Source organism: Bordetella genomosp. 13 (genome assembly GCF_007679965.1).
In the GTDB taxonomy this organism is placed as follows: Bacteria; Pseudomonadota; Gammaproteobacteria; order Burkholderiales; family Burkholderiaceae_B; genus Bordetella.
The window spans coordinates 372171-393289 of sequence record NZ_VEHL01000003.1; the positions used below are offsets into that span (position 1 = coordinate 372171).

23 protein-coding genes are annotated in these 21119 nt (G+C 70.6%); 8 read left to right on the top strand and 15 right to left on the bottom strand.

Annotated features, from left to right (window positions below):
* Positions 1-24: 24 nt before the first annotated feature.
* The 4 genes from FS845_RS10410 to FS845_RS10425 are packed head-to-tail and all read right to left on the bottom strand — an operon-like array spanning position 25 to position 3369.
* Complete coding sequence (locus tag FS845_RS10410; protein ID WP_260986233.1) at positions 25-1038, bottom strand: ABC transporter substrate-binding protein; 1014 nt, start codon at positions 1036-1038, stop codon at positions 25-27.
* Positions 1035-1817: an ABC transporter permease gene (locus FS845_RS10415; RefSeq protein ID WP_144633996.1), complete on the bottom strand. Its 783-nt coding sequence runs from the start codon at positions 1815-1817 to the stop codon at positions 1035-1037. Before FS845_RS10415 ends, FS845_RS10410 begins: the two co-directional genes overlap by 4 nt.
* Positions 1814-2620, bottom strand: a complete 807-nt coding sequence (locus FS845_RS10420; RefSeq protein ID WP_260986234.1) for an ABC transporter ATP-binding protein — start codon at positions 2618-2620, stop codon at positions 1814-1816. The genes FS845_RS10415 and FS845_RS10420 overlap by 4 nt, the downstream gene beginning before the upstream one ends.
* Positions 2617-3369 carry a GntR family transcriptional regulator gene (locus tag FS845_RS10425; RefSeq protein ID WP_144633999.1) on the bottom strand — a complete coding sequence of 251 codons (753 nt, stop codon included), beginning with the start codon at positions 3367-3369 and terminating at the stop codon, positions 2617-2619. Before FS845_RS10425 ends, FS845_RS10420 begins: the two co-directional genes overlap by 4 nt.
* A 400-nt stretch (positions 3370-3769) precedes the next feature.
* Here FS845_RS10425 and FS845_RS10430 point away from each other — a divergent pair, with 400 nt between their 5' ends.
* Positions 3770-4975 carry an acetyl-CoA C-acyltransferase gene (locus FS845_RS10430; RefSeq protein WP_144634002.1) on the top strand — a complete coding sequence of 402 codons (1206 nt, stop codon included), beginning with the start codon at positions 3770-3772 and terminating at the stop codon, positions 4973-4975.
* A 251-nt stretch (positions 4976-5226) separates the two neighbouring features.
* A complete protein-coding gene (locus tag FS845_RS10435; RefSeq protein ID WP_144634005.1) occupies positions 5227-6810 on the top strand; it encodes a PepSY-associated TM helix domain-containing protein in 1584 nt (527 codons plus the stop codon).
* Between the two features lie 157 nt (positions 6811-6967).
* Here FS845_RS10435 and FS845_RS10440 read toward each other — a convergent pair whose 3' ends face one another.
* The 4 genes from FS845_RS10440 to FS845_RS10455 form a co-directional block, all read right to left on the bottom strand.
* Positions 6968-8242 (bottom strand): RNA polymerase sigma factor, encoded by a 1275-nt coding sequence (locus tag FS845_RS10440; RefSeq protein ID WP_144634008.1) that lies wholly within the window; start codon positions 8240-8242, stop codon positions 6968-6970.
* Positions 8239-8649, bottom strand: coding sequence for a VOC family protein (locus FS845_RS10445; protein WP_144634011.1), 411 nt, complete (start codon positions 8647-8649; stop codon positions 8239-8241). The genes FS845_RS10440 and FS845_RS10445 overlap by 4 nt, the downstream gene beginning before the upstream one ends.
* Positions 8650-8672: 23 nt before the next feature.
* Positions 8673-9089, bottom strand: a complete 417-nt coding sequence (locus FS845_RS10450) for a YciI family protein (protein WP_144634014.1) — start codon at positions 9087-9089, stop codon at positions 8673-8675.
* Between the two features lie 112 nt (positions 9090-9201).
* Positions 9202-9555: a YciI family protein gene (locus tag FS845_RS10455; protein WP_144634017.1), complete on the bottom strand. Its 354-nt coding sequence runs from the start codon at positions 9553-9555 to the stop codon at positions 9202-9204.
* 245 nt (positions 9556-9800) lie between these two features.
* Here FS845_RS10455 and FS845_RS10460 point away from each other — a divergent pair, with 245 nt between their 5' ends.
* From FS845_RS10460 to FS845_RS10480, 5 genes are all read left to right on the top strand, one after another.
* Entirely contained in the window at positions 9801-10823 is a 1023-nt protein-coding gene (locus FS845_RS10460) for an ABC transporter substrate-binding protein (RefSeq protein ID WP_144634020.1), read from the top strand.
* The gene (locus FS845_RS10465) at positions 10820-11635 is read left to right on the top strand and encodes an ABC transporter permease (protein ID WP_144634023.1); all 816 of its coding nucleotides are present in this window, start codon (positions 10820-10822) and stop codon (positions 11633-11635) included. Before FS845_RS10460 ends, FS845_RS10465 begins: the two co-directional genes overlap by 4 nt.
* Complete coding sequence (locus FS845_RS10470; RefSeq protein ID WP_144634026.1) at positions 11623-12363, top strand: ABC transporter ATP-binding protein; 741 nt, start codon at positions 11623-11625, stop codon at positions 12361-12363. Before FS845_RS10465 ends, FS845_RS10470 begins: the two co-directional genes overlap by 13 nt.
* Positions 12356-12664 carry a hypothetical protein gene (locus FS845_RS10475; RefSeq protein ID WP_144634029.1) on the top strand — a complete coding sequence of 103 codons (309 nt, stop codon included), beginning with the start codon at positions 12356-12358 and terminating at the stop codon, positions 12662-12664. Before FS845_RS10470 ends, FS845_RS10475 begins: the two co-directional genes overlap by 8 nt.
* A gap of 182 nt (positions 12665-12846) precedes the next feature.
* The gene (locus FS845_RS10480) at positions 12847-13506 is read left to right on the top strand and encodes an HD domain-containing protein (RefSeq protein WP_144634032.1); all 660 of its coding nucleotides are present in this window, start codon (positions 12847-12849) and stop codon (positions 13504-13506) included.
* Between the two features lie 276 nt (positions 13507-13782).
* Here FS845_RS10480 and FS845_RS26810 read toward each other — a convergent pair whose 3' ends face one another.
* The 3 genes from FS845_RS26810 to FS845_RS10490 are packed head-to-tail and all read right to left on the bottom strand — an operon-like array spanning position 13783 to position 15757.
* Positions 13783-13908, bottom strand: a complete 126-nt coding sequence (locus FS845_RS26810) for a hypothetical protein (protein WP_260986235.1) — start codon at positions 13906-13908, stop codon at positions 13783-13785.
* 29 nt (positions 13909-13937) lie between these two features.
* Positions 13938-14909 (bottom strand): flagellar motor protein MotB, encoded by a 972-nt coding sequence (locus FS845_RS10485; protein WP_144634035.1) that lies wholly within the window; start codon positions 14907-14909, stop codon positions 13938-13940.
* Positions 14906-15757 carry a motility protein A gene (locus FS845_RS10490; protein WP_144634038.1) on the bottom strand — a complete coding sequence of 284 codons (852 nt, stop codon included), beginning with the start codon at positions 15755-15757 and terminating at the stop codon, positions 14906-14908. Before FS845_RS10490 ends, FS845_RS10485 begins: the two co-directional genes overlap by 4 nt.
* 327 nt (positions 15758-16084) lie before the next feature.
* Between FS845_RS10490 and FS845_RS10495 the strand changes: the two genes are divergently transcribed.
* On the top strand, positions 16085-17680 hold the full coding sequence (locus tag FS845_RS10495; RefSeq protein WP_144634041.1) for an NYN domain-containing protein: 1596 nt from the start codon (positions 16085-16087) through the stop codon (positions 17678-17680).
* 171 nt (positions 17681-17851) lie between these two features.
* Here FS845_RS10495 and FS845_RS10500 read toward each other — a convergent pair whose 3' ends face one another.
* The 4 genes from FS845_RS10500 to FS845_RS10515 form a co-directional block, all read right to left on the bottom strand.
* Complete coding sequence (locus FS845_RS10500; RefSeq protein WP_144634044.1) at positions 17852-18052, bottom strand: DUF3008 family protein; 201 nt, start codon at positions 18050-18052, stop codon at positions 17852-17854.
* 379 nt (positions 18053-18431) lie between these two features.
* The gene (locus tag FS845_RS10505; protein WP_260986236.1) at positions 18432-19172 is read right to left on the bottom strand and encodes an ABC transporter ATP-binding protein; all 741 of its coding nucleotides are present in this window, start codon (positions 19170-19172) and stop codon (positions 18432-18434) included.
* Positions 19169-19918, bottom strand: coding sequence for an ABC transporter ATP-binding protein (locus tag FS845_RS10510; protein WP_144634047.1), 750 nt, complete (start codon positions 19916-19918; stop codon positions 19169-19171). The genes FS845_RS10505 and FS845_RS10510 overlap by 4 nt, the downstream gene beginning before the upstream one ends.
* Entirely contained in the window at positions 19911-21056 is a 1146-nt protein-coding gene (locus tag FS845_RS10515; RefSeq protein WP_144634599.1) for a branched-chain amino acid ABC transporter permease, read from the bottom strand. The genes FS845_RS10510 and FS845_RS10515 overlap by 8 nt, the downstream gene beginning before the upstream one ends.
* Positions 21057-21119: the final 63 nt, after the last annotated feature.

Below are 21119 nucleotides of genomic sequence, written 5' to 3' on the forward strand. Positions count from 1 at the left end.
GGGAATTCCTTGTCTGTGGTGGCGTTACTTGATGGATTTGGATTGCTGCCAGGGGCCCGAGACGAACAGGTCGTCCTTCAGTTCACCCTTGATCAGGCCGCTTTCGGCGAACACCTGGTGCTGGCGCTTGAGCGTGTCGATGTCGGCGGGCTCGAACGAGATGCGGTACATGTCGTTCCACAGGCCGGCGTACACCTTCGCGTCGTTCTCGGGCAGGTTGGCCGATTTCTGCAGGATGCCCACGACTTCCTTGTCGTGACCCTGCGCCCAGGTCAGGGCATTGCGCATGCCGGCGATGGTGCGCGCGACCACCTCGGGATGGGCCTGCACGAAGTCGCTGCGCACCGCGCCGATGCCGATGTAGGGCACCGAGTCGGACTTGGTCAGGCGGCGCCATTCGTCGGCGAAGCTGCCCAGTTTGGTGACCTTCAGTTCGTTCAGCTGGGCCACGGTGACCGAGCGCAGCGCGGCGGCGTCCACCTGCTTCTGCGCCAGGAACTGGGCCAGGCGCGATTCGTTGCCGCCCACCAGCGAGAAGTCGTTGGCCTTGATGCCGTGGTTGCCCGCCAGCACGGCGCCGGCGATCACGGCCACGGAGCTGCCGGCCGGCGACATGCCGACCTTCTTGCCGCGCAGGCCGTCCAGCGACTTGATCGGCGAACCCTCGGGCACGACGAACTGCACGTCGGCGGGCTGGGTGGCCGCGAAGATCCTGATGGGCACGCCCTCGGCCGCGCTGCTGAAGACGCCGGCCGCGGGCGCGCCGTAGGCCAGGTCGATGGAGTTGGACGCCAGCGCGCGCAAGGGCGCGTTCACGTCGGGAAAGCGCACGAACTCGACGTCCAGGTTCTGCTGCTTGAGGAACTCGGTGGCTTCCAGCACGGCGCCGTAGCCCAGGCTGACGCCGCTGCTCCAGTAGCCGATGCGAACTTTGTCGGCGGCATGGGCAGCGCCCGAGGCGAGGGCGGCCACGGCGACCAGGGCCGCGGACAGGGGTTTCTTCCATTGCATCATGATGTGCACTCCCAGTGCTTTCAAAGAGGTTTCCAGCGGAAGAGCCGGCGTTCCAGGGGCTTGAGCACCCCGCTTTCGATCAGCAGCATCAGCACCACCAGCAGCAGCGTCCAGGCGAACACCTGGTCGGTCTGCACCAGGTCGGCGGCCTGGCGCAAGCGGTAGCCGATGCCGTCGGACGAGCCCAGCGTCTCGGCCACCAGCGAGACGCGCCAGCCGAAGCCGAAGGCCAGCCGCGCGCCTGAGAAGAAGTAGGGCAGGATGCTGGGCAGGTAGATCTTGCGCAGCACCTGCGCGCGCGACATGCGGAAGCTGCGCGCCAGCTCGACGTGCTGGCGGTCGACGTTCTGCGAGCCCTGCCACACGTTGGTCAGGATCAGCGGCATCGCGGTCATGAACACCACGAACACCGTGGTGGCGTTGGAGATGCCGAACCAGATGATGGCGAACACCGCCCAGATGGCGGACGACACGGTGTTCATCACGGCCAGCAGCGGTTCGAAGAAGCGCGCCAGCGCGCGGCTGGAGCCCAATGCCAGGCCCAGCGGCGTGCCGATCAGCGCGGCCAGCACGAAGCCGGTGACCACGCGCGACATGGTCACGCCGATGTCGTGCAGGAAGCTGTCGGTGCGCGTCAGGTTCAGGAACGCCTGCAATACCTTCTCGGGTCCGGGCAGCACGAAGGCGGGCATGCGTTGCGCGGCCAGGAACCAGATCAGCACGAAGATGGCGGCCAGCGCGACGCGCTGGGCGACCAGCAGGCCGATGCGGGCGGCGGGATGGCTCAATGCGGTGGCGCTCATTGCTGCACCTTCAGTCGAAGCTGGCGCGTCTGCTCGGCGACGTCGCGGTCGGTGGGCACGCGCGGCCGCGCCAGCGGCACGGGCACGATCTCGCGTACGCGTCCGGGACGCGGGGCCAGCAGCACGATGCGGTCGGCCAGCACCACGGCCTCTTCCACGTCGTGGGTGACGAACAGCACGGTGGTGCCCTTCATGGCCTGGATGCGCAGCAGTTCCTCGTGCATCTGCGTGCGGGTGTGCGGATCGAGCTTGGAGAAGGGCTCGTCCATCAGCAGGATGTCGGGCTCGATGACCAGGCTGCGGGCCAGGGCCACGCGGCTGCGCATGCCGCCGGACAGCTGGTGCGGCCAATGGCGCTCGAAGCCGGCCAGGCCGACCATCTCGAGCGCCGCGTCGGCGCGGCGATGGCGTTTGGCCGAGTCCACGCCCTGCGCCTCCAGGCCGAAAGCGACGTTCTCGCGCACGCTGCGCCACGGCAGCAGGCGATCTTCCTGGAACAGGTACGCCATGCGCTGCCAGTCGCGGAAGCGTTCGGCGGGCTGGCCGTCGATCTCCAGCGCGCCGCCGTCGCGCGTCAGCAGGCCCGAGATGATGTTCAGCAGCGTGCTCTTGCCGCAGCCGGACGCGCCCAGCAGGGCCACGACCTCGCCGCGGCCGACCGAGAAGGAAATATTGCGCAGCGCTTCGAGCCCGTCGAAGTGCTTGGACACGCCATCGACGCGCAGCATGGCGGGCGCGATGTCGGTCGTGGCGGCAGGCATGGCCTGCCCGTGGATCTGCGGCTGCGCGGCAAGGACGTTCATCGCCAGCTCCCTGGACCGTTGACGGGGATCGCCGCGCCGGTCTCTGCCAGGCTGGCGTACAGTTTTTCCAGGGTCATCGCCTGGAATGTCTCGATGTGGCGGCGCGCGATGGTTTCCGCGCGCTTGCCATCTCCCTCCGCCAACGCCTCGATCAGCGCGTTGTGGTCATGCTTGATCTCGGGCTTGGTCTTCTGCACGCCGAAGCCCAGCGCCACCAGGCGCGACATCTCGTCCATCAGCTGGCCCAGCGTGCGGTGCAGCCGCACGTTGCCGCTGGCCTGCGCAATGGCCAGGTGGAAGGCCTTGTTGGCGTCCATGAAGACGTCGATCTGGTCGCTGAGCTGCAGTACCGGGTGCTGCACGCGGCAGGCGGCTTCCAGTTGCCGCAGCAGCGCGATGTCGGCACGGCCGGCGGCCAGGCGCGCGGCCAGCGGTTCCAGCTGCACGCGCAGGGTGAAGACCTCTTCGACGTCGCGCAGCAGGATGGGCGCGACCTGGTAACCCTTGCGCGGCCGCGAACGCACGAAGCCTTCCTGCGCCAGGCGCGTCAGCGCGATGCGGCAGCTGGTCTTGCGGATGCCATAGCGCGCCATCAGTTCGGGCTCCGTGACGAAGGCGCCCGGCGGCAGGCGGCACGACAGCACGTCGCGCCGCAGGCGCACGTAGGCGTCGTCGCCGAAGCTCAGGGGCGCCGCCGTTTCATCGGAAACGGAATCGGGGCTCGACACGGAGAGTTGAATGTCTGGCATCGCTGTGGGGCTTTTTCATCGCTGCGCTGAACGGCTCACAGAAGAGATGAAGTGCGCTTACACCTCATCGATTCTAGGGACGTGCCGCGCCCAGGCGAACGAAGAAAAAATACTTTGCATATGCCCAAATGGACAGGTTTCACGGGGTTTGTGGGCAACTCAGTTGGGCCGCCCAGCCAGCCGATGCACCGTCTTCGCGCGTGCCCTGGCGCGGTGCGGCAAGGCGGCAAGGCTGGCATGCAGCGGCTTGCCGCGCCGGCATGCTGCAATTATCATGATGATCAACATTTATTTTGTCCTTTGCGCATTTGCCATGCCTGGGGCCGCCCCAAAACCGGGATGCATCGCCGCGCCCCATGGCTGTGCGTTGTCCCTCTTGCCTTTTCATACGGAGTCCTGCATGACGAATGAAGATCCCATCGTGATCGTTTCGGCCGCACGCACACCCCTGGGCCGTTTCCAGGGCGCGTTGGCGCCGCTGGCCGCGCCCGCGCTGGGCGCGCACGCCATACGGGCCGCGCTGCAGCGCGCGGGCCTCGATGCGGCGCGCGTGGACGAAGGCTTCATGGGCTGCGTGCTGCCCGCGGGCACGGGGCAGGCGCCCGCGCGCCAGGCCATGCGCGCAGCTGGGCTGCCCGACGCGGCCGGCGCCACCACCGTCAACAAGGTGTGCGGCTCGGGCATGAAGGCGGTGATGCTGGCGCACGACCTGCTGCGGGCGGGCTCCGCCGACGTGGTGCTGGCCGGCGGCATGGAGTCGATGAGCAACGCGCCGTATCTGCTGGCCAAGGCGCGTGGCGGCTATCGCTACGGCCACGACCGCCTGTATGACCACGCGGCGCTGGACGGTTTGGAAGACGCGTACGAAGCGGGCCGCCCCATGGGCGACTTCGGCGAGGCCGCCGCCCAGGCCTACGGCTTCGACCGGTCCGCGCAGGATGCCTATGCGATGGAGACCTTGCGGCGCGCCCGCGCCGCGGTCGAAGGCGGCGCCTTCGGGCAGGAGATCGTGCCCGTGCCGGTGCCGGGCAAGGGCGGCGATACGCTGGTCGCGCAGGACGAGATTCCCATGCGCGTATCGCCCGACAGGATCCCGTCGCTCAAGCCCGCGTTCCGGCCCGATGGCACGATCACCGCGGCCAGCGCGTCGGCCAATGCCGACGGCGCGGCCGCGCTGCTGCTGACGCGCCGGTCGATCGCGTTGCGCGACGGGCTGCCGATGCTGGCCGAGATCCGTGCCCACGCGACGCACAGCCAGGCGCCCGCCTGGTACACCACCGCGCCCATTCCCGCGATCCGCAAGGTGCTGGATCGCGCGGGCTGGCAGGTGGGCGACGTGGACCTGTTCGAGATCAACGAGGCCTTCGCCGTGGTGGCGATGGCGGCGGCGCATGACCTGGGCATCGCGGCCGAACGCCTGAACGTGCATGGCGGCGCCTGCGCGCTGGGGCATCCCATCGGCGCGACCGGCGCGCGGCTGCTGGTCACGTTGCTGTACGCCTTGCGGCAGCGCGGCCTGCGGCGCGGCGTGGCCGCGTTGTGCATCGGCGGTGGCGAGGCCACGGCGGTGGCGGTGGAACTGCCGCAGGCGCGTGGAATGTCGTAGGCGTCTGGAGCGTCGCAAGCGCTCGCGGCCTGCCGCAGGCGCCGGCGGACCCGGCAGGCGCATCCGGTGGCGCGATTCCCCCGCGCCCTGCGCGATCGGATCTGTGGAATAATGAACGACAACAAGTCTCAATAGCATCCTGGGGCCCGCCTGGCGGCGGCCTCCCTCCGGCGCGGCGGCCAGCGGCCGCCGCCTGTGCGGCGTTTCGCCCGGCGGCTATCGGGTGGATCCAGCACGCATCGAGGACCGGCATGAGAGCCGACGGCAAGCGCGAGGGGTTGCGGCAGGCGATGGCCTGGCTGCACACATGGTCAGGCCTGATCCTGGGCTGGCTGATGTTCATCATCTTCTTCACCGGCTCGCTGAGCTACGTGCGCGAAGAGATCACGGCGTGGATGCACCCCGAGACGCATCGCGTCACGGAATCGCGCGGCGACGCGGTCGCCGGCGCGGTGGCGGTCGGCCTGGCGCATCTGCAGGAGCATGCGCAGGGCGCGACCCGCTGGTGGATCGACCTGCCGGGGCCGCGGGACGGCAGCCTGGGCGTGGCCTGGCGCAGCCAGGAGCCGCGCGGTCCGGTATCGCGGGCGACCCTGGATCCCGGCTCGGGGCAGGGCCTGTCGGTGCGCGCCACCGAAGGCGGCGACTTCTTCTATCACCTGCACGGGCACCTGTACGGCATGCCCCGGCTGTGGGCCCGCGCGCTGATCGGCTTCGCCGCCGCGGTGATGTTCGTCGCGCTCATCTGCGGGATCATCCTGCACAAGAAAATCTTCATCGATTTCTTCACGTTCCGGCCCGGCAAGGGCGCGCGGTCCTGGATGGACGGGCATGCGGTGTCGGCCGTGCTGGCCTTGCCGTTCTACCTGGTGATGGCGTTCAGCGGCATGCTGCTGACGGGACCGAGCATCATGCCGTGGGCCAATCCCTCATTGCCGGGGCCGGTGGTGGGCACGGACATCCGGGGTCGCGTGGCGGCGCCGGCGGCGGCCAGGCCCGGCGCGGCCGCGCAGGAGGCGCCGCCGCCCGTCGAGGCAGTCTTGCCGCGTGTGCTGGCGCAGGCGCGCCAGGCGTGGGGCGACGACGGCGTGGCGCGCATCGTCGTGATCAATCCCGGCACCGCTCGCGCCCAATACGACGTGCGGCGCCGCGGCGGCGGACCGGTGCAGCCCGACGACCAGCGCCTGTTCGACGCGGCCGGCCAATCGCTGCCCGGCACGGCCGCGCAGCCGGGCGCCGCGGTGGTCGTCTACGAAAGCCTGCAGGCGGTGCATCGCGGCCGCTATGCCGACGCGCTGCTGCGCAACCTGCTGTGGCTGTGCGGCCTGCTGGGCACGGCGATGGTCGCCAGCGGCCAGCTGCTGTGGGTGGCCAAGCGCGTGCCCGCCGGCAAGCGGCCCACGCCGGGCCAGCGGCTGGTGCAGGTCGTCAATGCCGGCATCCTGGGCGGCGTGCCGCTGGCCGTGGCGGTGTACTTCTGGATGAATCGCCTGGCGCCGGCCGGGCTGGCCGAGCGTGCCGACCTGGAAGCGCGCGGCTTCTTCATCGCGTGGGGCCTGTGCCTGGCGTGGGCGGCCATCAGGCCGTATCGTCACGCATGGCGGCTGCCCCTGGCGCTGGCAGCGTTGCTGCTGGCCGGACTGCCCGTGCTGAACGCCGAGACGGGCGGGCTGGGCCTGATCGACAGCATGTCCCATGGACAATGGGCCGTGGCGGCGTTCGACCTGTATGCGCTGGGCGTGGCCGCGTTGCTGGGATGGGTAGCCTGGCGGACGGGCCGTGCGCGGGTGGGCGCGCAGCCGCCGCGCCGCGGGGTTGACGCCGCGCCGGCCTGAGGACGAGCGGCGGATCGGTCGGCGCGATGCACGACCTGCCGTGCGGGCAGGTCCGGCGACGTGCCGCCTGGACGGCGGGACGTGCGGCGCCAGGCGCGAGCGGCACCCGCCGCAAAGTTTCGTACGCGGCGGCCCGCGCGGCTGGCCATCCCGGGCATCATTGCAGCATCCGCCGCGCGCGCTGCTCCAGTATCTGCTTCTCGGTGGCGTTGCGCGTCATGCCGGCCGCGCGCAGGAACTCCTGTCGCGCCTCATCCGTGCGGCCCAGCTTCGCCAGCAGGTCGGCGCGCACGCTGGGCAGCCAGTGATAGCACGCCAGGGCGGGGTCGGCCCCCAGCGCGTCCACGCAATCCAGGCCGGCCTGCGGGCCCCAGGCCATGCCCACGGCCACGGCGCGGTTCAATGCCACGACGGGGGACGGCGCCACTTGCGTCAGCACGTCGTACAGCGCCACGATGCGCGGCCAGTCGGTGTCGGCCGCGGTGGGCGCGCGTGCATGGCAGGCCGCCAGCGCGGCCTGCAGCGCATAGGGGCCGTGCGCGCCGCCGAGGGCCTCGGCGCGCTGCAGCGCGTCCAGCCCGCGGCGGATCAGCAGGCGGTCCCAGCGGCCGCGATCCTGGTCCATCAACAGCACGGGATGGCCTTGCGCATCGGTGCGCGCGTTCAGGCGCGAGGCCTGGACCTCCATCAGCGCGCACAGGCCATGCACTTCGCTTTCACCAGGCGCCAGGCCCGCCAGTACGCGTCCCAGCCGCAGCGCCTCGGTGCATAGCGCGGGACGCGTCCAGTCCTCACCCGCGGTGGCCGCGTAGCCTTCGTTGAAGATGAGGTAGATCACCTCCAGCACCGAGGCCAGGCGCGCGGCGCGCTCGTGCGGGCCGGGCACCTCGAACGGCACCTTGGCGGCCGACAGCGCGCGCTTGGCGCGCACGATGCGCTGCGCGATGGTGGGCTCGGGCGCGAGGAAGGCGCGCGCGATTTCCGCAGTGGACAGCCCGCCCAGCACGCGCAGCGTCAGCGCCACGCGCGCGTCCGCCGACAGCATGGGATGGCAGGCCGTGAACACCAGCCGCAGCAGGTCGTCGCCGATGTCGTCCTGGCGCGCGGCGTCCAGGGCGTCGACGAAATCGGGCTCGACGTGCTCGCTGCGCGCTTCCATGTCCTGGCCCAGCTCCTCGTGCTTGCGCGCGTGCAGCGCATGCTGGCGCAGCAGGTCGCGCGCGCGATTCTTGGCGGTGGTCATCAGCCAGGCTCCGGGATTGTCGGGCACGCCGGCCCGCGGCCAGTGTTCCAGCGCGGCCAGCAGCGCATCCTGCGCCAGTTCCTCGGCCACGCCGACGTCGCGCACCATGCGCGCCACGCTGGCGATGACCTTCGCCGCCTCGATGCGCCAGACCGCCTCGATGGCGCGGTCGGTGGCCTCGCGCGTCATTGCACGCCGCCCATGGCCTCCGGGTCCATGTAGAACACTTCCCAGGCGTGGCCGTCCAGGTCGTCGAAGCCGTGCTGGTACATGAAGCCATGGTCCCGCGCCTCGCGCGGCGCCGTGCCGCCGGCGGCCAGGGCCTTCTGCACCACGGCCTCTACCTCGGCGCGGCTGTCGCAGTTCAGCGCGATCAGCACTTCGGTGGCCTGCGTGGCGTCGGCCACGGGCTTGCTGCAGAAGGTCTTGAAGTAATCGCGCACCAGCAGCATGGCGTGGATGTGCTCGCCGATGACCATGCACGTGGCGTTCTGGTCGGTGAACTGAGGGTTGAAGGTGAAACCCAGTTTGGTGAAGAAGGCCACGGACCTGTCCAGGTCGGCCACGGGCAGGTTGACGAAGATTTGCTTGGGCATGGCGGTCTCGCTTGGTGAGGCGCTCAGGCGCGGGGGCTGGTCGCTTGGTGGAAGTGTTCCATGGCCGGGCCGGGCATGAAGTCCTCCAGCTCGCCGACGCGGCGGACTTCGATGGCGCAAGGCCGGCCCGGGCCGCGCGGGTTGGGATAGCGCTTGCTCCATTCCAGGGCTTCCTCGCGCGTGCGGACCTGGATGAGGGTGTAGCCGGCGATCAGGTCCTCGCCCTCGGCGAAAGGGCCGTCCGTCACGCGGCGGCGGTCCTCGCCGTCGTACTGGACGCGCCAGCCTTCGGCGCTGCTTCGCAGGCCCGCGGCGTCCAGCAGCACGCCGGCGCGCGCCAGTTCGTCGTGATAGGCGGCCATGGCCGCCAGCAGGGGTTCGCCGGGCAGGGCGCCCGCCTCGCTGTCGGCGCTGGCCTTGACGATGATCATGTAGCGCATGTCGATCTCCTGGGGGATGGGCCGCGGCATCGCGGCGTTCATGAGGACGACGAACGGCCCGCGCGCGGATCGACATGCTCGTCGACGAATCAGGGAAACCCCTGATCGGCCGTTATTCGAAACAGGGCGCCAGCCTGCGCACCTCGACCGTGGCCCACTGGGCGGCCGGGCATTCCTGCGCGATGGCGATGGCTTCCTCGCGCGTGACGTCCTGCAGCAGGAAGAAGCCGCCGATCATCTCCTTGGCTTCGGCATAGGGACCATCCAGCAGGGTCGGGCGGCCCTCGCGCGTCTGCACGCGCACGCTCTCGCCGGTCGAGGCCAGCGAGCGGGCGTCCGCCAGCTTGCCGCGCGCGTGCAGCGCTTCACCGAACCGGACCATGGCGGCGTAGGCCTCGCGGCCCTGTTCTTCATCGCGCTCGGCGCGCTGGCCGACGGGTTCGACGATAAGCAGCATGTACGACATGGAAGCTCCAACGGGGTCGCCGGGCGCCGGGGCGGCGTGCGGCATGGTCTCTGGCGGGTTGTACGCCGGCCGGCTGGACGGACGCAAGAGGGCGTTGCGGCATGGGACGGGGCAGATGCGTCCTGTGAGCTGCCTAAGCATATAACCATAAATTATTATTTCTTTTTATTACCTTCCTTAGAATCATAAGAAATCAAGAGCCACGCCCGTGCCTGGCCCATTTCATCCGCATTAGGAAAAGAATCATGTTGCGCAAGTTGTACGCCGCCGCGCTGCTGGCCGCAGGCCTGGCCAGCTTCTCCACCGCCGCGCCGGCCGCCGGTCCCGTTCTGGAGATCGGCTATCTGCCCATCCTGCCCGATGCCCAGCTGTTCGTGGCGCTGGAGAACGGCACGCTGCAACCGGCCGGCGCGCCCGCGCCCAAGCTGGTGTCGTTCCAGAGCGGTCCGGCGATGACGCAGGCGCTGATCGCGGGCCAGCTGGACGTGGCCTACGTGGGCATCGGCCCGGTGCTGGTGGCGCGCGCCAAGGGCGCCGACATCAAGGTCGTGGCCTCCAACATCGTCGAGCAGGTCAGCGTGCTGGCGCTGGGCGAGCTGGCGCCGTACTTCGCGTCGGGCGAGCCCTCGACCGCGTTCGCGCGCTTCGCCAAGGACAAGGGCCGCAAGGCCCGCATCGCCAGCTATCCCAAGGGCGCGGTGCCCGAGGCGGCGCTGCAGCACTGGATCCGCAAGGAACTGAAGGCCAACCCCGCCGACATCGACTTCGTCTACCAGGGGGAGGCGCAGATCCAGCAGTCGCTGATGACCGGCGCCATCGACGGCGGCGCGGTGCTCGAGCCCACCACCAGCGCCGTGCAGCGGCGTGTGCCCGAGGCGCGCGTGGTGGCGCGCGGGTCTCAGCTGTTCCCCAAGCAGCCCGGCGCCGTGCTGGTCGTGCGCGAGAAGCTGATCGCGCAGCATCCCGAGCTGGTGCAGCAACTGGTGCGCGCGCAGATCGACGCCAGCACGCTGCTGCGCGACGATCCGGCCAAGGCCGCGGGCTACGTGCAGAAGTACGTGGGCGGCGGCCGCCTGGATCCGGAACTGGTGCAGCAGGCCATCCGCAATTCGCGAGACCAGTTCGAGGCCGATCCGCGCGTCATCGTCAAGCCCACCGGACAGCTGCAGGACTTCCAGGCCGAACTGGGCACGCAGGCCGAACGCGCCGACGTCGCGCAGTTGTTCGAGCCCCGCTTCTACGAAGCCGCGGCGAAGGCCGCGAAATGACCCAGGCCGCCGCCACGCTGGCGCGCGAGGCCACTGCCGCCGCGACCACGGCGCCGCGGCTGCCCGGCTTGCGCCGCGCCTTGTACGGACTGTTGGGCATCGCCCTGTTCGTGGCCTTCTGGAAGGCCGCGCTGGCCTGGGAATGGGCGCCGCGCGGCACCTTGCCTGATCCCTTCGGCCTGCCGGGCGCGCTGCTGCGCGAGTGGCAGTCGGGCCGGCTGTGGCCGGCCGCGCTGTCCAGCCTGGTCCATTATTTCTGGGGCCTGTCGCTGGGCACGGTGCTGGGCTTTTCCTTCGGGCTGGCCGCGGCCACGCTGCGCCGCTTCGACATGCTGCAGGCCTGGCTGGTGCGCGTGCTGCGGCCGATCCCGCCGCTGGCGTGGGTCGTGTTCGCCATCGCCTGGTTCAAGGTCAGCCATGCCGGCGCCGCCTTCGTCATCGCCATCGGCGTGTTCTGGCTGAACTACTTCGCCACCTACGCGGCGGTGCGCAACGTCGAGCCGCGTTTCTACGAACTGGCGCGCGCCTTCGGCCACGGCGGCTATGCCGCCCGCGCCTGGACGGTGACGCTGCCGGCCATCGCGCCGGGCGCCCTGGCGGGCGTGCGGGCCGGCATCGGCCAGGCCTGGATGACGCTGATCGCGGCCGAACTGCTGGGCGTGCCCGGCATGGGCCAGGAAATGAACGCGGCGGCGGGCGTGGGCGCCTACGACGTGGTGGTGGTCTACATGCTGGCGATCTCGCTGGTGTACACGCTGTGCGACCTGGTGTTCGTGCAGGCCGAGAAGAGGGTGCTGCAATGGCGTCCGTGATGGCTTTCGACGATTTCTCGTACACGCATCCCGGCGCCGACGCGCCGGTGATCCGCGGGCTGACGCTGGACATCGAGGCGGGCAGCTTCGTGGCGGTGGTGGGCGGGTCCGGCGTAGGCAAGTCCACGCTGCTGCGCGCCGCCGCGGGCCTGACCGAGCCGGGCGGCGGCACGGTGCGTTTCCATGGCACCGGCGCGGCCGACCGCCGGCCGCGCGCGGTGGTGTTCCAGGACGGCCGGCTGATGCCGTGGCGTCGCGTCGATGCCAACGTGGCGTATGGCCTGGAAGGCCTGGCGCTGTCCAGGCCCGAGCGGCAGCAGCGCGTGCGCGCGGCGCTGGCCCTGACCGGCATGGCCGCCTTCGAGCGCCGCTGGCCCCACCAGCTGTCCGGCGGACAGGCGCAGCGCGTGGGCATCGCCCGCGCCCTGGCCGTCAAGCCCGACCTGCTGCTGATGGACGAACCCTTCAGCGCGGTCGACGCCATCACGCGCCGCAATCTGCAGACCGAGCTGATCCGCGTGTGGGAAGCCTCGGGCGCGGCCATCCTGTTCGTCACGCACGACATCGAGGAGGCCGTGTTCCTGGCCGACCGCGTGGTCGTGCTGGGCGGGCATCCGGCCTCGGTCGTCGGCACACTGGACATCGCCGAGCCGCGCCCGCGTTCGCGGGTCGGCGCGTCCTTCGCGCGCGACGTCGCGACCGTCACCGAGCTGCTGCAGAATGCCTGATACCCAGCCCGTCCGCCTGTTGATCCACGCCCCGACGCCCGAGGCGCTGCAGCGCGCGCGCCGCAATGCGGCCAACCTGTTGAAGGCCGAGCCTTCGGCGCAATTCGAGATCGTGGTCAACGCGGGCGCGGTGGCCGCCGCGCTGGCCCAGCCGGATGCCACGGACGCGCATCTGGCGGTGTGCGCCAACACGCTGGCCGCGGCGGGCCTGCAGGCGCCGGAAGGGCTTGCGGTAGTGCCTGCCGCGGTGCTGCACCTCGCGCGGCGGCAGCAGGAAGGCTGGGCGTATATAAGGGCGTGAGCCTGCAAGGGTCTGAGCCGACAGGGGCCCGAGCCGACAGGGGCCTGAGCCCGCCGTGCCGTAACGGTGTATGCTGTGTTTTTATACAGCTATCCGCGATCGCCGACCGCGCGCGCTGCGTCCTGCGCCAAGTGTGCAAGTGCGCCGGGTAGCGCCGGGCCTATCCGCCAGAACAATTCCTCATGCACACCGAATCCCCCGACTGGACCGCCCGCTTCATCGCCATCGCCGCCGAGCAGGCCGATGGCGATGGCGCGCACGACCTGAACCACCTGCACCGCGTCTGGCACGTGGCCGCCACGCTGCTGGAGGACCACCCCGAAGCCGATGCGCTGGCGGTGCAGGCCGCTTGCTACCTGCACGACCTGGTCAACCTGCCCAAGAACCACCCCGAACGTGCCCAGGCCTCGCGCATGGCGGCCGAACTGGCGCGCCGCAAGCTGGCCGACGCGGGCTTTCCCGCCGGCAAGCTGCCCGTGGTGTGCCACGCCATCGAAGCGCACAGCTATTCCGCCGGCATCGCGCCGCGCACCATCGAGGCCAGCATCGTGCAGGACGCCGATCGGCTGGATGCGCTGGGGGCGGTGGGGCTGGCGCGGCTGTTCTACACGGCCGGGCGCATGGGATCGGCGTTCGCGCATCCCTCGGATCCGCTTGGCCGCGCGCGCGAGCTGGATGACCAGGCCTACGCGCTGGACCACATCGAACGCAAGCTGGCCGGGCTGCCGGCCTCGATGCAGACCGAGGCCGCGCGCCGGCTGGGCGAGCAGCGGGTGGCCTGGCTGCGGGAGTTCCGCGATACGTTCGTGGCGGAATGGGGGCAGCCGGACATGGCGGCCTGAACCTTGGTAGCGGCGCCGCCGGGCAGCGAGACCTGGCGGGCAAGCGCGGATACGTGTCCGCGCATGTGGCTCTTGCGAAGCCGCGATCGCGTTCTAGATCTTGCGCTTCGGCGACGCTGATGGTGGTCTGAGTGGCAGCATGGCGTTCATTTTCGCCGCCCGCTTGACCGCGGGAAATCCGTCGACGACGGCCTGGGCCTGCGCAGCCGCTTCGGCATGATCGCAGCAATAGCGGAAGCGGAACAGTTCGGCCGGCTGGCCGGAATCGGCGCCTGCCTAGTCATGGATCGGCTGCAGCGTGGCGGCGGCCCGGTCCAGACGATGCGCGGCAGGCGGCGTGCCGTCACCCCACGCCCATGCGGCAAAGCGGCGGTAGATTTCCAGCGCTTCGTCTTCGGTCATCAGGCCTCCCTTTCCCATGGAGCGCTGCGCTATCGGGCCTTTTCCACGGCGCCATGCGCCGGCTCGACGCTCGATGCCTTGGCCGTATCCGCCGGATTCGCCGCGCTTTCGCCTTCCTTCGGCGCCATCCGCATGATCAACTCCACGCGCCGATTCGCCGCGCGGCCCTGGGCCGTGTCGTTCGGCGACAGCGGGTGCGTGTCGGCGTAGCCCACGGCCCGCAGGCGGCTGCCGTCCACGCCGTCGCGCACCAGTTCGCGCAGCACGCTGGTGGCGCGACTGGTGGACAGTTCCCAGTTGGACGGGAACTGGCGCGTCTGGATGGGCACGTTGTCGCTATGGCCCTCGATGGACAGCGGGTGATTGCTGCGATTGACCACGCCGGCCAGCTTCCTGATCAGGCCCAGCCCGGTAGGACTGAGCGCCGCCTGGCCCGACGGGAACAGCAGCTCGGTGCTGATGCGGAAGCTGACCGACTGGCTGTTGACCACCACCTGGATGGAATCGCCCAGGTCGCCCAGGCCCATCTCGTCGATGGACGGCGGAGGGGCGGGGGCCGGCACCATGGGGCCGGTGGCGGCGCTTGCGGCGGGCTCGTGCTCCGGCGCCGCGGGCGCGGCGGCCGGATCGGGCAGGTGCGCCCATTCGGCGGGAATGGCCGGCAGGTCGTCCAGCCGCGCGACCTCGCCCTGGTAGGCGGGCAGCCCGCCGCGGGCCACGGAGCCCACCACGGCGACCGGCTGGTCGCGCGTGGTGTGCCAGCCGTACATGCGCGTCACGCCCAGCATCACCACCAGCATGGCCAGCAGCAGCGTCAGCAGGTCCAGGTAGGTGATGAGCCAGTTGTCGGGCTCGTGGTCGACCGCCTCGGGCACGTGCCAGCGCGCGAAGCGGTCGGCGTTCTGGCGGTTGGCGCGCGTCAGCGGCGAGGTGCGGCGGCGCTCGGCGCGGCGGCGCTCCTCGATCAGGTCGGCCAGCGAGGGCCGTGCCGCGCCGCTCATTGCCGCGCCGCCGCCTTGAGGGGGGCGGGCGCCGCGGAGGGCGCGCGGCGCGGCGCGGGCTTGGGCTCGGGCTGGCCGCCGTCGTAGACCTCGTCCTCGACCTGCAGCATGAAGGAGTTCAGCGTCTCGCGCACGACGGCGGGGCCGCGGCGCTCGCACATCATCGAGATGCCCTGCAGCACCATGTTCAGCAGCGTGACGCGCCGCTCGGTGCGGCGCTCGAGCTTGACCGCGACCGGCTTGCACAGCAGGTTGGCCAGCAGCAGGCCGTAGAAGGTGGTCATCAGCGCCACGGCCAGGTGCCGCGCGATGGCATCCATGGCGCCGTCGCCCAGCACCGACATCAGGTTGATCAGGCCGACCAGCGTGCCCAGCATGCCGAAGGCCGGCGCGAAGCTGGCCATGGTGCGGAACAGCTGGGCCTCGGCCTGTTCGCGGGCGCGCATGCGCGCGATGCGCCATTGCAGCAGCTCGATGATCTGTTCTTCGGGCGTGTTGTCGATGATCAGCTGCACGCCGGTGCGCAGGAAGGGGTTGGAGACCTTCTTCAGCGCCTGTTCGACCTTGTGCACGTCGTTGTTCATCCAGAGTTGCGACATGGCGACCAGTTCGTCGATGTCGCGCTGGGTGTCCAGGCGGTCGTTGCGGAACACGGTGCGCAGCAGCGGTGGGATGCGGCGGATCTCGGACAGCGGATAGGCGATGAACAGCGCGGCGCAGGTGCCGCCCAGCACGATGGCCAGGCCGGGCAGGTTCAGGTAGGCCAGCGAGTCGATGGCCGAGAAGGCGACGACCAGGACCAGCGTGACGACGCCGAGCAGCAGGCCGATGAGGGTGGAGAGGTTCATGAATTCAGGCCCTGAGAGGGTAGCGCGGGGGAGGCGGCGGGCAAGGGCCCGTGGCGCAAGGCACCCGGCCGGAAGATTCTAGCCACGGGGGCGGGCGTCCAATCGACCGAAAAACGGCCGAAAACCTCAGGTTTGGGGCGGGCTTGCCGTTAACTTCGGGTTCTGGGGCGGGGCGATGGGCCTGGGGCGGCCGGAGCGCGGGCGCCGTTGCGATACGGCACCGATATTCCGCCCAGCGGCAGCCGGCGCGGCCTTCCGCGGGCGGGCATGAGATCATCGTGGATTGAGCCGGCTCCCTTGGGCCGGCGGATTTCCCCGGAGCAACACATGCCGATCCCTCAAGACAGCGCCAGCATGGCGGTGTTCTGCGACTTCGAGAACGTCGCCCTTGGCGTGCGCGACGCCAACTATGCCCGCCTGGACATCCGCTTGGTGCTGGAGCGCCTGCTGCTCAAGGGCAGCATCGTGGTCAAGAAGGCGTATTGCAACTGGGACCGGTACAAGGAATTCAAGGAAGGCATGCACGAGGCCAATTTCGAGATGATCGAGATCCCGCACGTGCGGCAGTCCGGCAAGAATTCGGCCGACATCCGCTTGGTGGTGGACGCGCTGGACCTCTGCTACACCAAGGCGCACGTCGACACCTTCGTCATCGTCAGCGGCGATTCCGACTTCTCGCCGCTGGTGTCCAAGCTGCGCGAGAACGCCAAGCGGGTGATCGGGGTGGGCGTCAAGCGCAGCACCTCGGACCTGCTGGTGGCCAACTGCGACGAATTCATCTTCTACGACGACCTGGAGCGCGAGCGGCGCCGCGCGGCCGAGTCGCGCCATCCCGTGGTCGTGCCGCTGGTGCCCGCCACGCCCGCGGCGGTGGCGCAACCCAACATCGACGAGGCCGAGAAGCGCAGGCAGCAGGCGCTGGAGATCCTGGTGCAGACTTTCGACGCGCTGACCACGGAAGAGGGCGACAGCCAGCGCATCTGGGCGTCCACGCTGAAGAGTGCCATCAAGCGGCGCAAGCCCGATTTCACCGAGTCGTACTACGGCTTCAAGGCCTTCGGGCAGTTGCTGGAAGAGGCGCAGGCCCGCGGGCTGCTGGCGCTGGGACGAGACGAGAAGTCGGGCACGTACGTCAGCCGGGCGGCCACGCCGAACCTGGCGGTGCGGCCGGCGGGCGGCAGGTCGCGGCCGGCGCGGCGCGAGGCGAACGGGGGCAGGCAGGAGCGGGCGGGATTGGGCCGGCAGCGGCAGCCGGCGCGGCCGGTGGCTATCGAGGGGGCGGACACGTCGCCGCAGGCCGTGGGGGCCGCCATGGCCGCGTCCGGCGCATCGACCGTAGCTCCGGGTGAACCGCAGCGGGATCAGGACCGGGATCAGACCCGAAGCCGGCCGCCGGGCAGGCAGCGCCGTGGAGCGCGGTTGGCGCCGCCGGATAGCGCGCGACCGGGGCACGGGCCCATGGCGGATGCTTCGGATACCGCCTTGTCGCCGGCCGCGGCGGTGGAGAAGCAACACGAGCCGCGCGTGTGGCTGGACGAGCGCGATGGGCGGACGGGGAATGACGGCATGTCTTCCCACCGTGAGTCGGACGCGCACGCGCCTCAGACCGCCGAGTCGCACGGGGGCGACACGCCCCGGCCGGTCGCAGGGCATGCGAGCTCGCGGAAGGGCGCGCGCGGCCTCGATGAATCTGCAGGCGATGGAGATCGGAGCGAGCCTCTGGTGGACAGGCCTGTGGAGGCCCGCCCCGCCGCCGATCCTGCGGACGCCGCCAGCGCGCCCGACAAACCCGCCCGCAAGGCGGCCAAGCGGGCGACGAAGCGGGCCGCCAAGCCAGAGGCCAACGTGCAGGGCGAGACGCCAACCAAGACGGTCAAGCGCGCCCGGCCGGCGAAGAAGGCCAGGCCGGCCGTGGATGAATGAACGACGCGGTGGCCAGCTGAAGCGTTGCGCTGCGGCACGAAAGACGGAGGAAGGCTGCGGCGCGCCGGCGGCTCGATGTCTCGCCGAGCCGGATCGGTGGCCCAGCCGGGATGAGATAGAAGGGATATGGGAGCACGTCGCCGGTGGGGCGGCCATGCTCCCATCGTCCGGTCAATGATGCGACCGGGATGCCTGCTTGTGCTGCGGCTTGCCGCTGCGCGAGGTGTGCGCCATCTTTTCCAGTTCCGGCTTGCTCATGGACTTGTACATGGACTTGGACGCACCTTGCAGGTCGCCGACCTTGGTATCGCCCTTCTTGGCGGACAGGGCGGCGCCGGCGGCCTTTTGCTGGGCTTGGGACTTGGCTGGCATGGAGAGCCTCCTTGACAGTTGTCGTCTGGCCTCGAGGGCGACACCGGCAGGATGCCGATACGTCCTCGCAACCATGGCTACATCCTAACAATGCCCGCCCGACGTGGATGCTACGTCCCGTTGCCGGATGAAAACGGCCTGTGCCGCACGGCCGCTGCCCCAGGGCATGGCGGTAGCCCTGTCGATTCGCGTTACATCATCTTCGGCAGGTCGGTCGGGGCCGCGGCATGCGCGGGGCCGGTGCGCACTATGGATGCCCGCGCGACGGCGTGCGAGCCGACTTTGCCGCATGGCGCCCGGCCCTCCCGCGTCCGGCGCGAAAGGCCCGTATTCGCCGATGTCTGCCCGGCGCCGTCGCCCGGCTGCCCCGGCCGGTCCCTCACACGCCCAGATAGCGCGCCAGCTGTGCCGGCTGCGCCGCGAACGCCGCGCTGTCGCCGCTTTCCACCAGCAGGCCCTTCTCCATGACGACGCACCGGTCGGTGTGCGCCAGCACGGCGCGGAAGTTGCGGTCGACGATCAGGGTCGACATGCCCGTGGCGCGGATGCGGCCGACGATGTTCCAGATCTCCGCCACGATCAGCGGGGCCAGGCCCTCGGTGGCTTCGTCCAGCACCAGCAGGTCGGGATTGGTCATCAGCGCCCGGCCAATGGCCAGCATCTGCTGCTCGCCGCCCGACAGTTGCTGTCCGCCGTGGTCCAGGCGCTCGCGCAGGCGCGGAAAGGTCTCCAGCACGCGCTCGTACGTCCAGTCCGGACGCTGGCCGCGGCCGGCGCGCGCCGCCACCATCAGGTTCTCGCGCACGCTCAGGTTGGGAAAGATACCGCGGCCCTCGGGCACGTAGGCCACGCCCAGCCGCGCGATGGCATGCGGCGCGGCGCGCGTGCAGTCGCGGCCGTCGACGCGCACGCTGCCCCGCGCCGGACGCACCAGGCCCAGCAGTGTGCGGATCAGCGTGGTCTTGCCCATGCCGTTGCGGCCGACCAGGCCGATGGACTCGCCCGTGGCCACGTCCAGGTCGACGCCGCGCAGCACGTGGCTGGCGCCGTAATAGGTGTGCAGGCCGCGGGCCTGCACCAGGGCGTGGGCGGACGGCGCGTCCGGTGCGATCGGCATCATGCGTCCTCCCCCAGGTACGCCGTCTGCACGGCCTGATCGGCGCGGATGGCGGCCGGATCGCCGCTGGCGATGGCGCAGCCGTTGACCATCACCGTGATGGTTTCGGCCACGCGGAACACGGCATCCATGTCGTGCTCGACCAGCAGGATGGCGTGCTCGCGCTTCAACGTCTGCAGCAGGTCCAGGATGCGGTCGGTCTCTTCGGGGCCCATGCCCGCCAGCGGCTCGTCCAGCAGCAGCACGTCGGGCTGGCCGGCCAGGCACATGGCGATCTCGAGCTGGCGCTTGCGGCCGTGCGGCAACTGGCCCGCCGGGCGTCGCGCATCGGCCTGCAGGCCGGTGCTGTCCATGGCCTGGCGGGCCAGGTCGGTGCTGTGCGCGCAGCCCTCGGCGCTGCGCCACCAGTGCCAGAAGCGCTGCCGTCCGGCCTGCGCGGCCAGCCGGCAGTTCTCGTGCACGGTCAGTTCCGGGAAGACGGTCGAGCGTTGATAGGTGCGGCCCAGGCCGGCGCGCGCGCGGCGTGGCTGCGGCCACGCGGTGACGTCGTCGGCGCCCAGCCGCACCGTGCCGGCGCTGGGCGACAGTTCGCCGGACAGGATGTTGATCAGGGTGGACTTGCCCGCGCCGTTGGTGCCGATGACGGCATGCACGGCGCCGCGGCGCAGTTCCAGCGAGACGCCGTCCACGGCCACCAGGCCGCCGAAGCGGCGCGTGATGCCGGTCGCGGCCAGCATGACGTCAGCCATGGGAACCTCCGGATGGGATGAGGCCGCCCGCGCGGTCTCGGCGCGGGATGCTGTCCTGCGGCGGGCCGGCGGCCGGGTCGGAGGACAGGGCCGGCGCGACGGATGCTGCAGAGGTCGCGGATGCGGCGGACGCGGCGACACGCCGTGCGCTGGCCGAGGCGTGCGCGGCGTCGCCGGGCATGGCGCCGGCCCGGATGACGCCTGTACCGCTGGCCGCCGCACCGTCCGCCACCCCATCCCGGTGCGCCCTGCGCAGCCGCGCCGGCAGGCCGATCAGCCCGTCCGGCAGCAGCGCCACCAGCGCGATGATGGCCAGCCCCAGCGACAGGTGCCAATGCTGCGCATAGGTGCCGAACACGGCTTCCGACTGGAACAGCTCCTGCAGCAGCACCAGCGCCGCGGCGCCCAGCACGGCGCCGCCCGGCCGGCGCTGCCCCCCCAGGATCACCATCAGCAGGGCCAGGCCGGATTGCTCCCAGGCCAGCAGTTCGGGCGTGACGAAGCCGTCCTTCAAGGCATACAGGAAGCCCGCCAGCCCGGCCAGCATGCCCGCGAGCACGTAGGCCGTCAGCTTGTACGGGTAGGTGTCGTAGCCCGCGGCGCGCATGCGCTGCTCGCTGATGCGGATGCCGGCCAGGGCCGCGCCGAACGGCGAGCGGCGCAGCAGGCCGATGAACAGCCATCCCAGCGCCAGGCAGGCCAGCGCGAAGAAATAGAAGACGGTGTCGCGGGACAGGTCGAACAGCAGGCCGCCGCCGAAGGCGGGTTCGGGCCTGAAGTACAGGTAGATGCCGTCGCTGCCGCCGCCCGCCTTGGTGTCGTGGAAGACGTAATACGCCATCTGCGAGAACGCCAGCGTGACCATGATGAAGTAGATGCCGCGCGTGCGCAGCGCCAGCGCGCCGGTGACCAGCGCATAGAGGCCCGCGCCCGCGACCGCCGCGGGCAGCAGCCACCACAGCAGCGCCGGCCCGGCCGACGGCGTCAGCAGCGCGGCGCCGTAGGCGCCGATGCCGAAGAAGGCCGCGTGGCCCAGGCTGACCAGGCCCGCGCCGCCCACCAGCAGCTGCAGGCTGAGGGCGAACAGCGCATAGATCATGATCTTCAGCGCCAGCCCCGTGGCGTAGCCGCCCGCCAGCGACGGCAGCACGGCCAGCGCCAGCAGGACCAGCAAGGGCACGGACAGCGAAAGGAATACGGC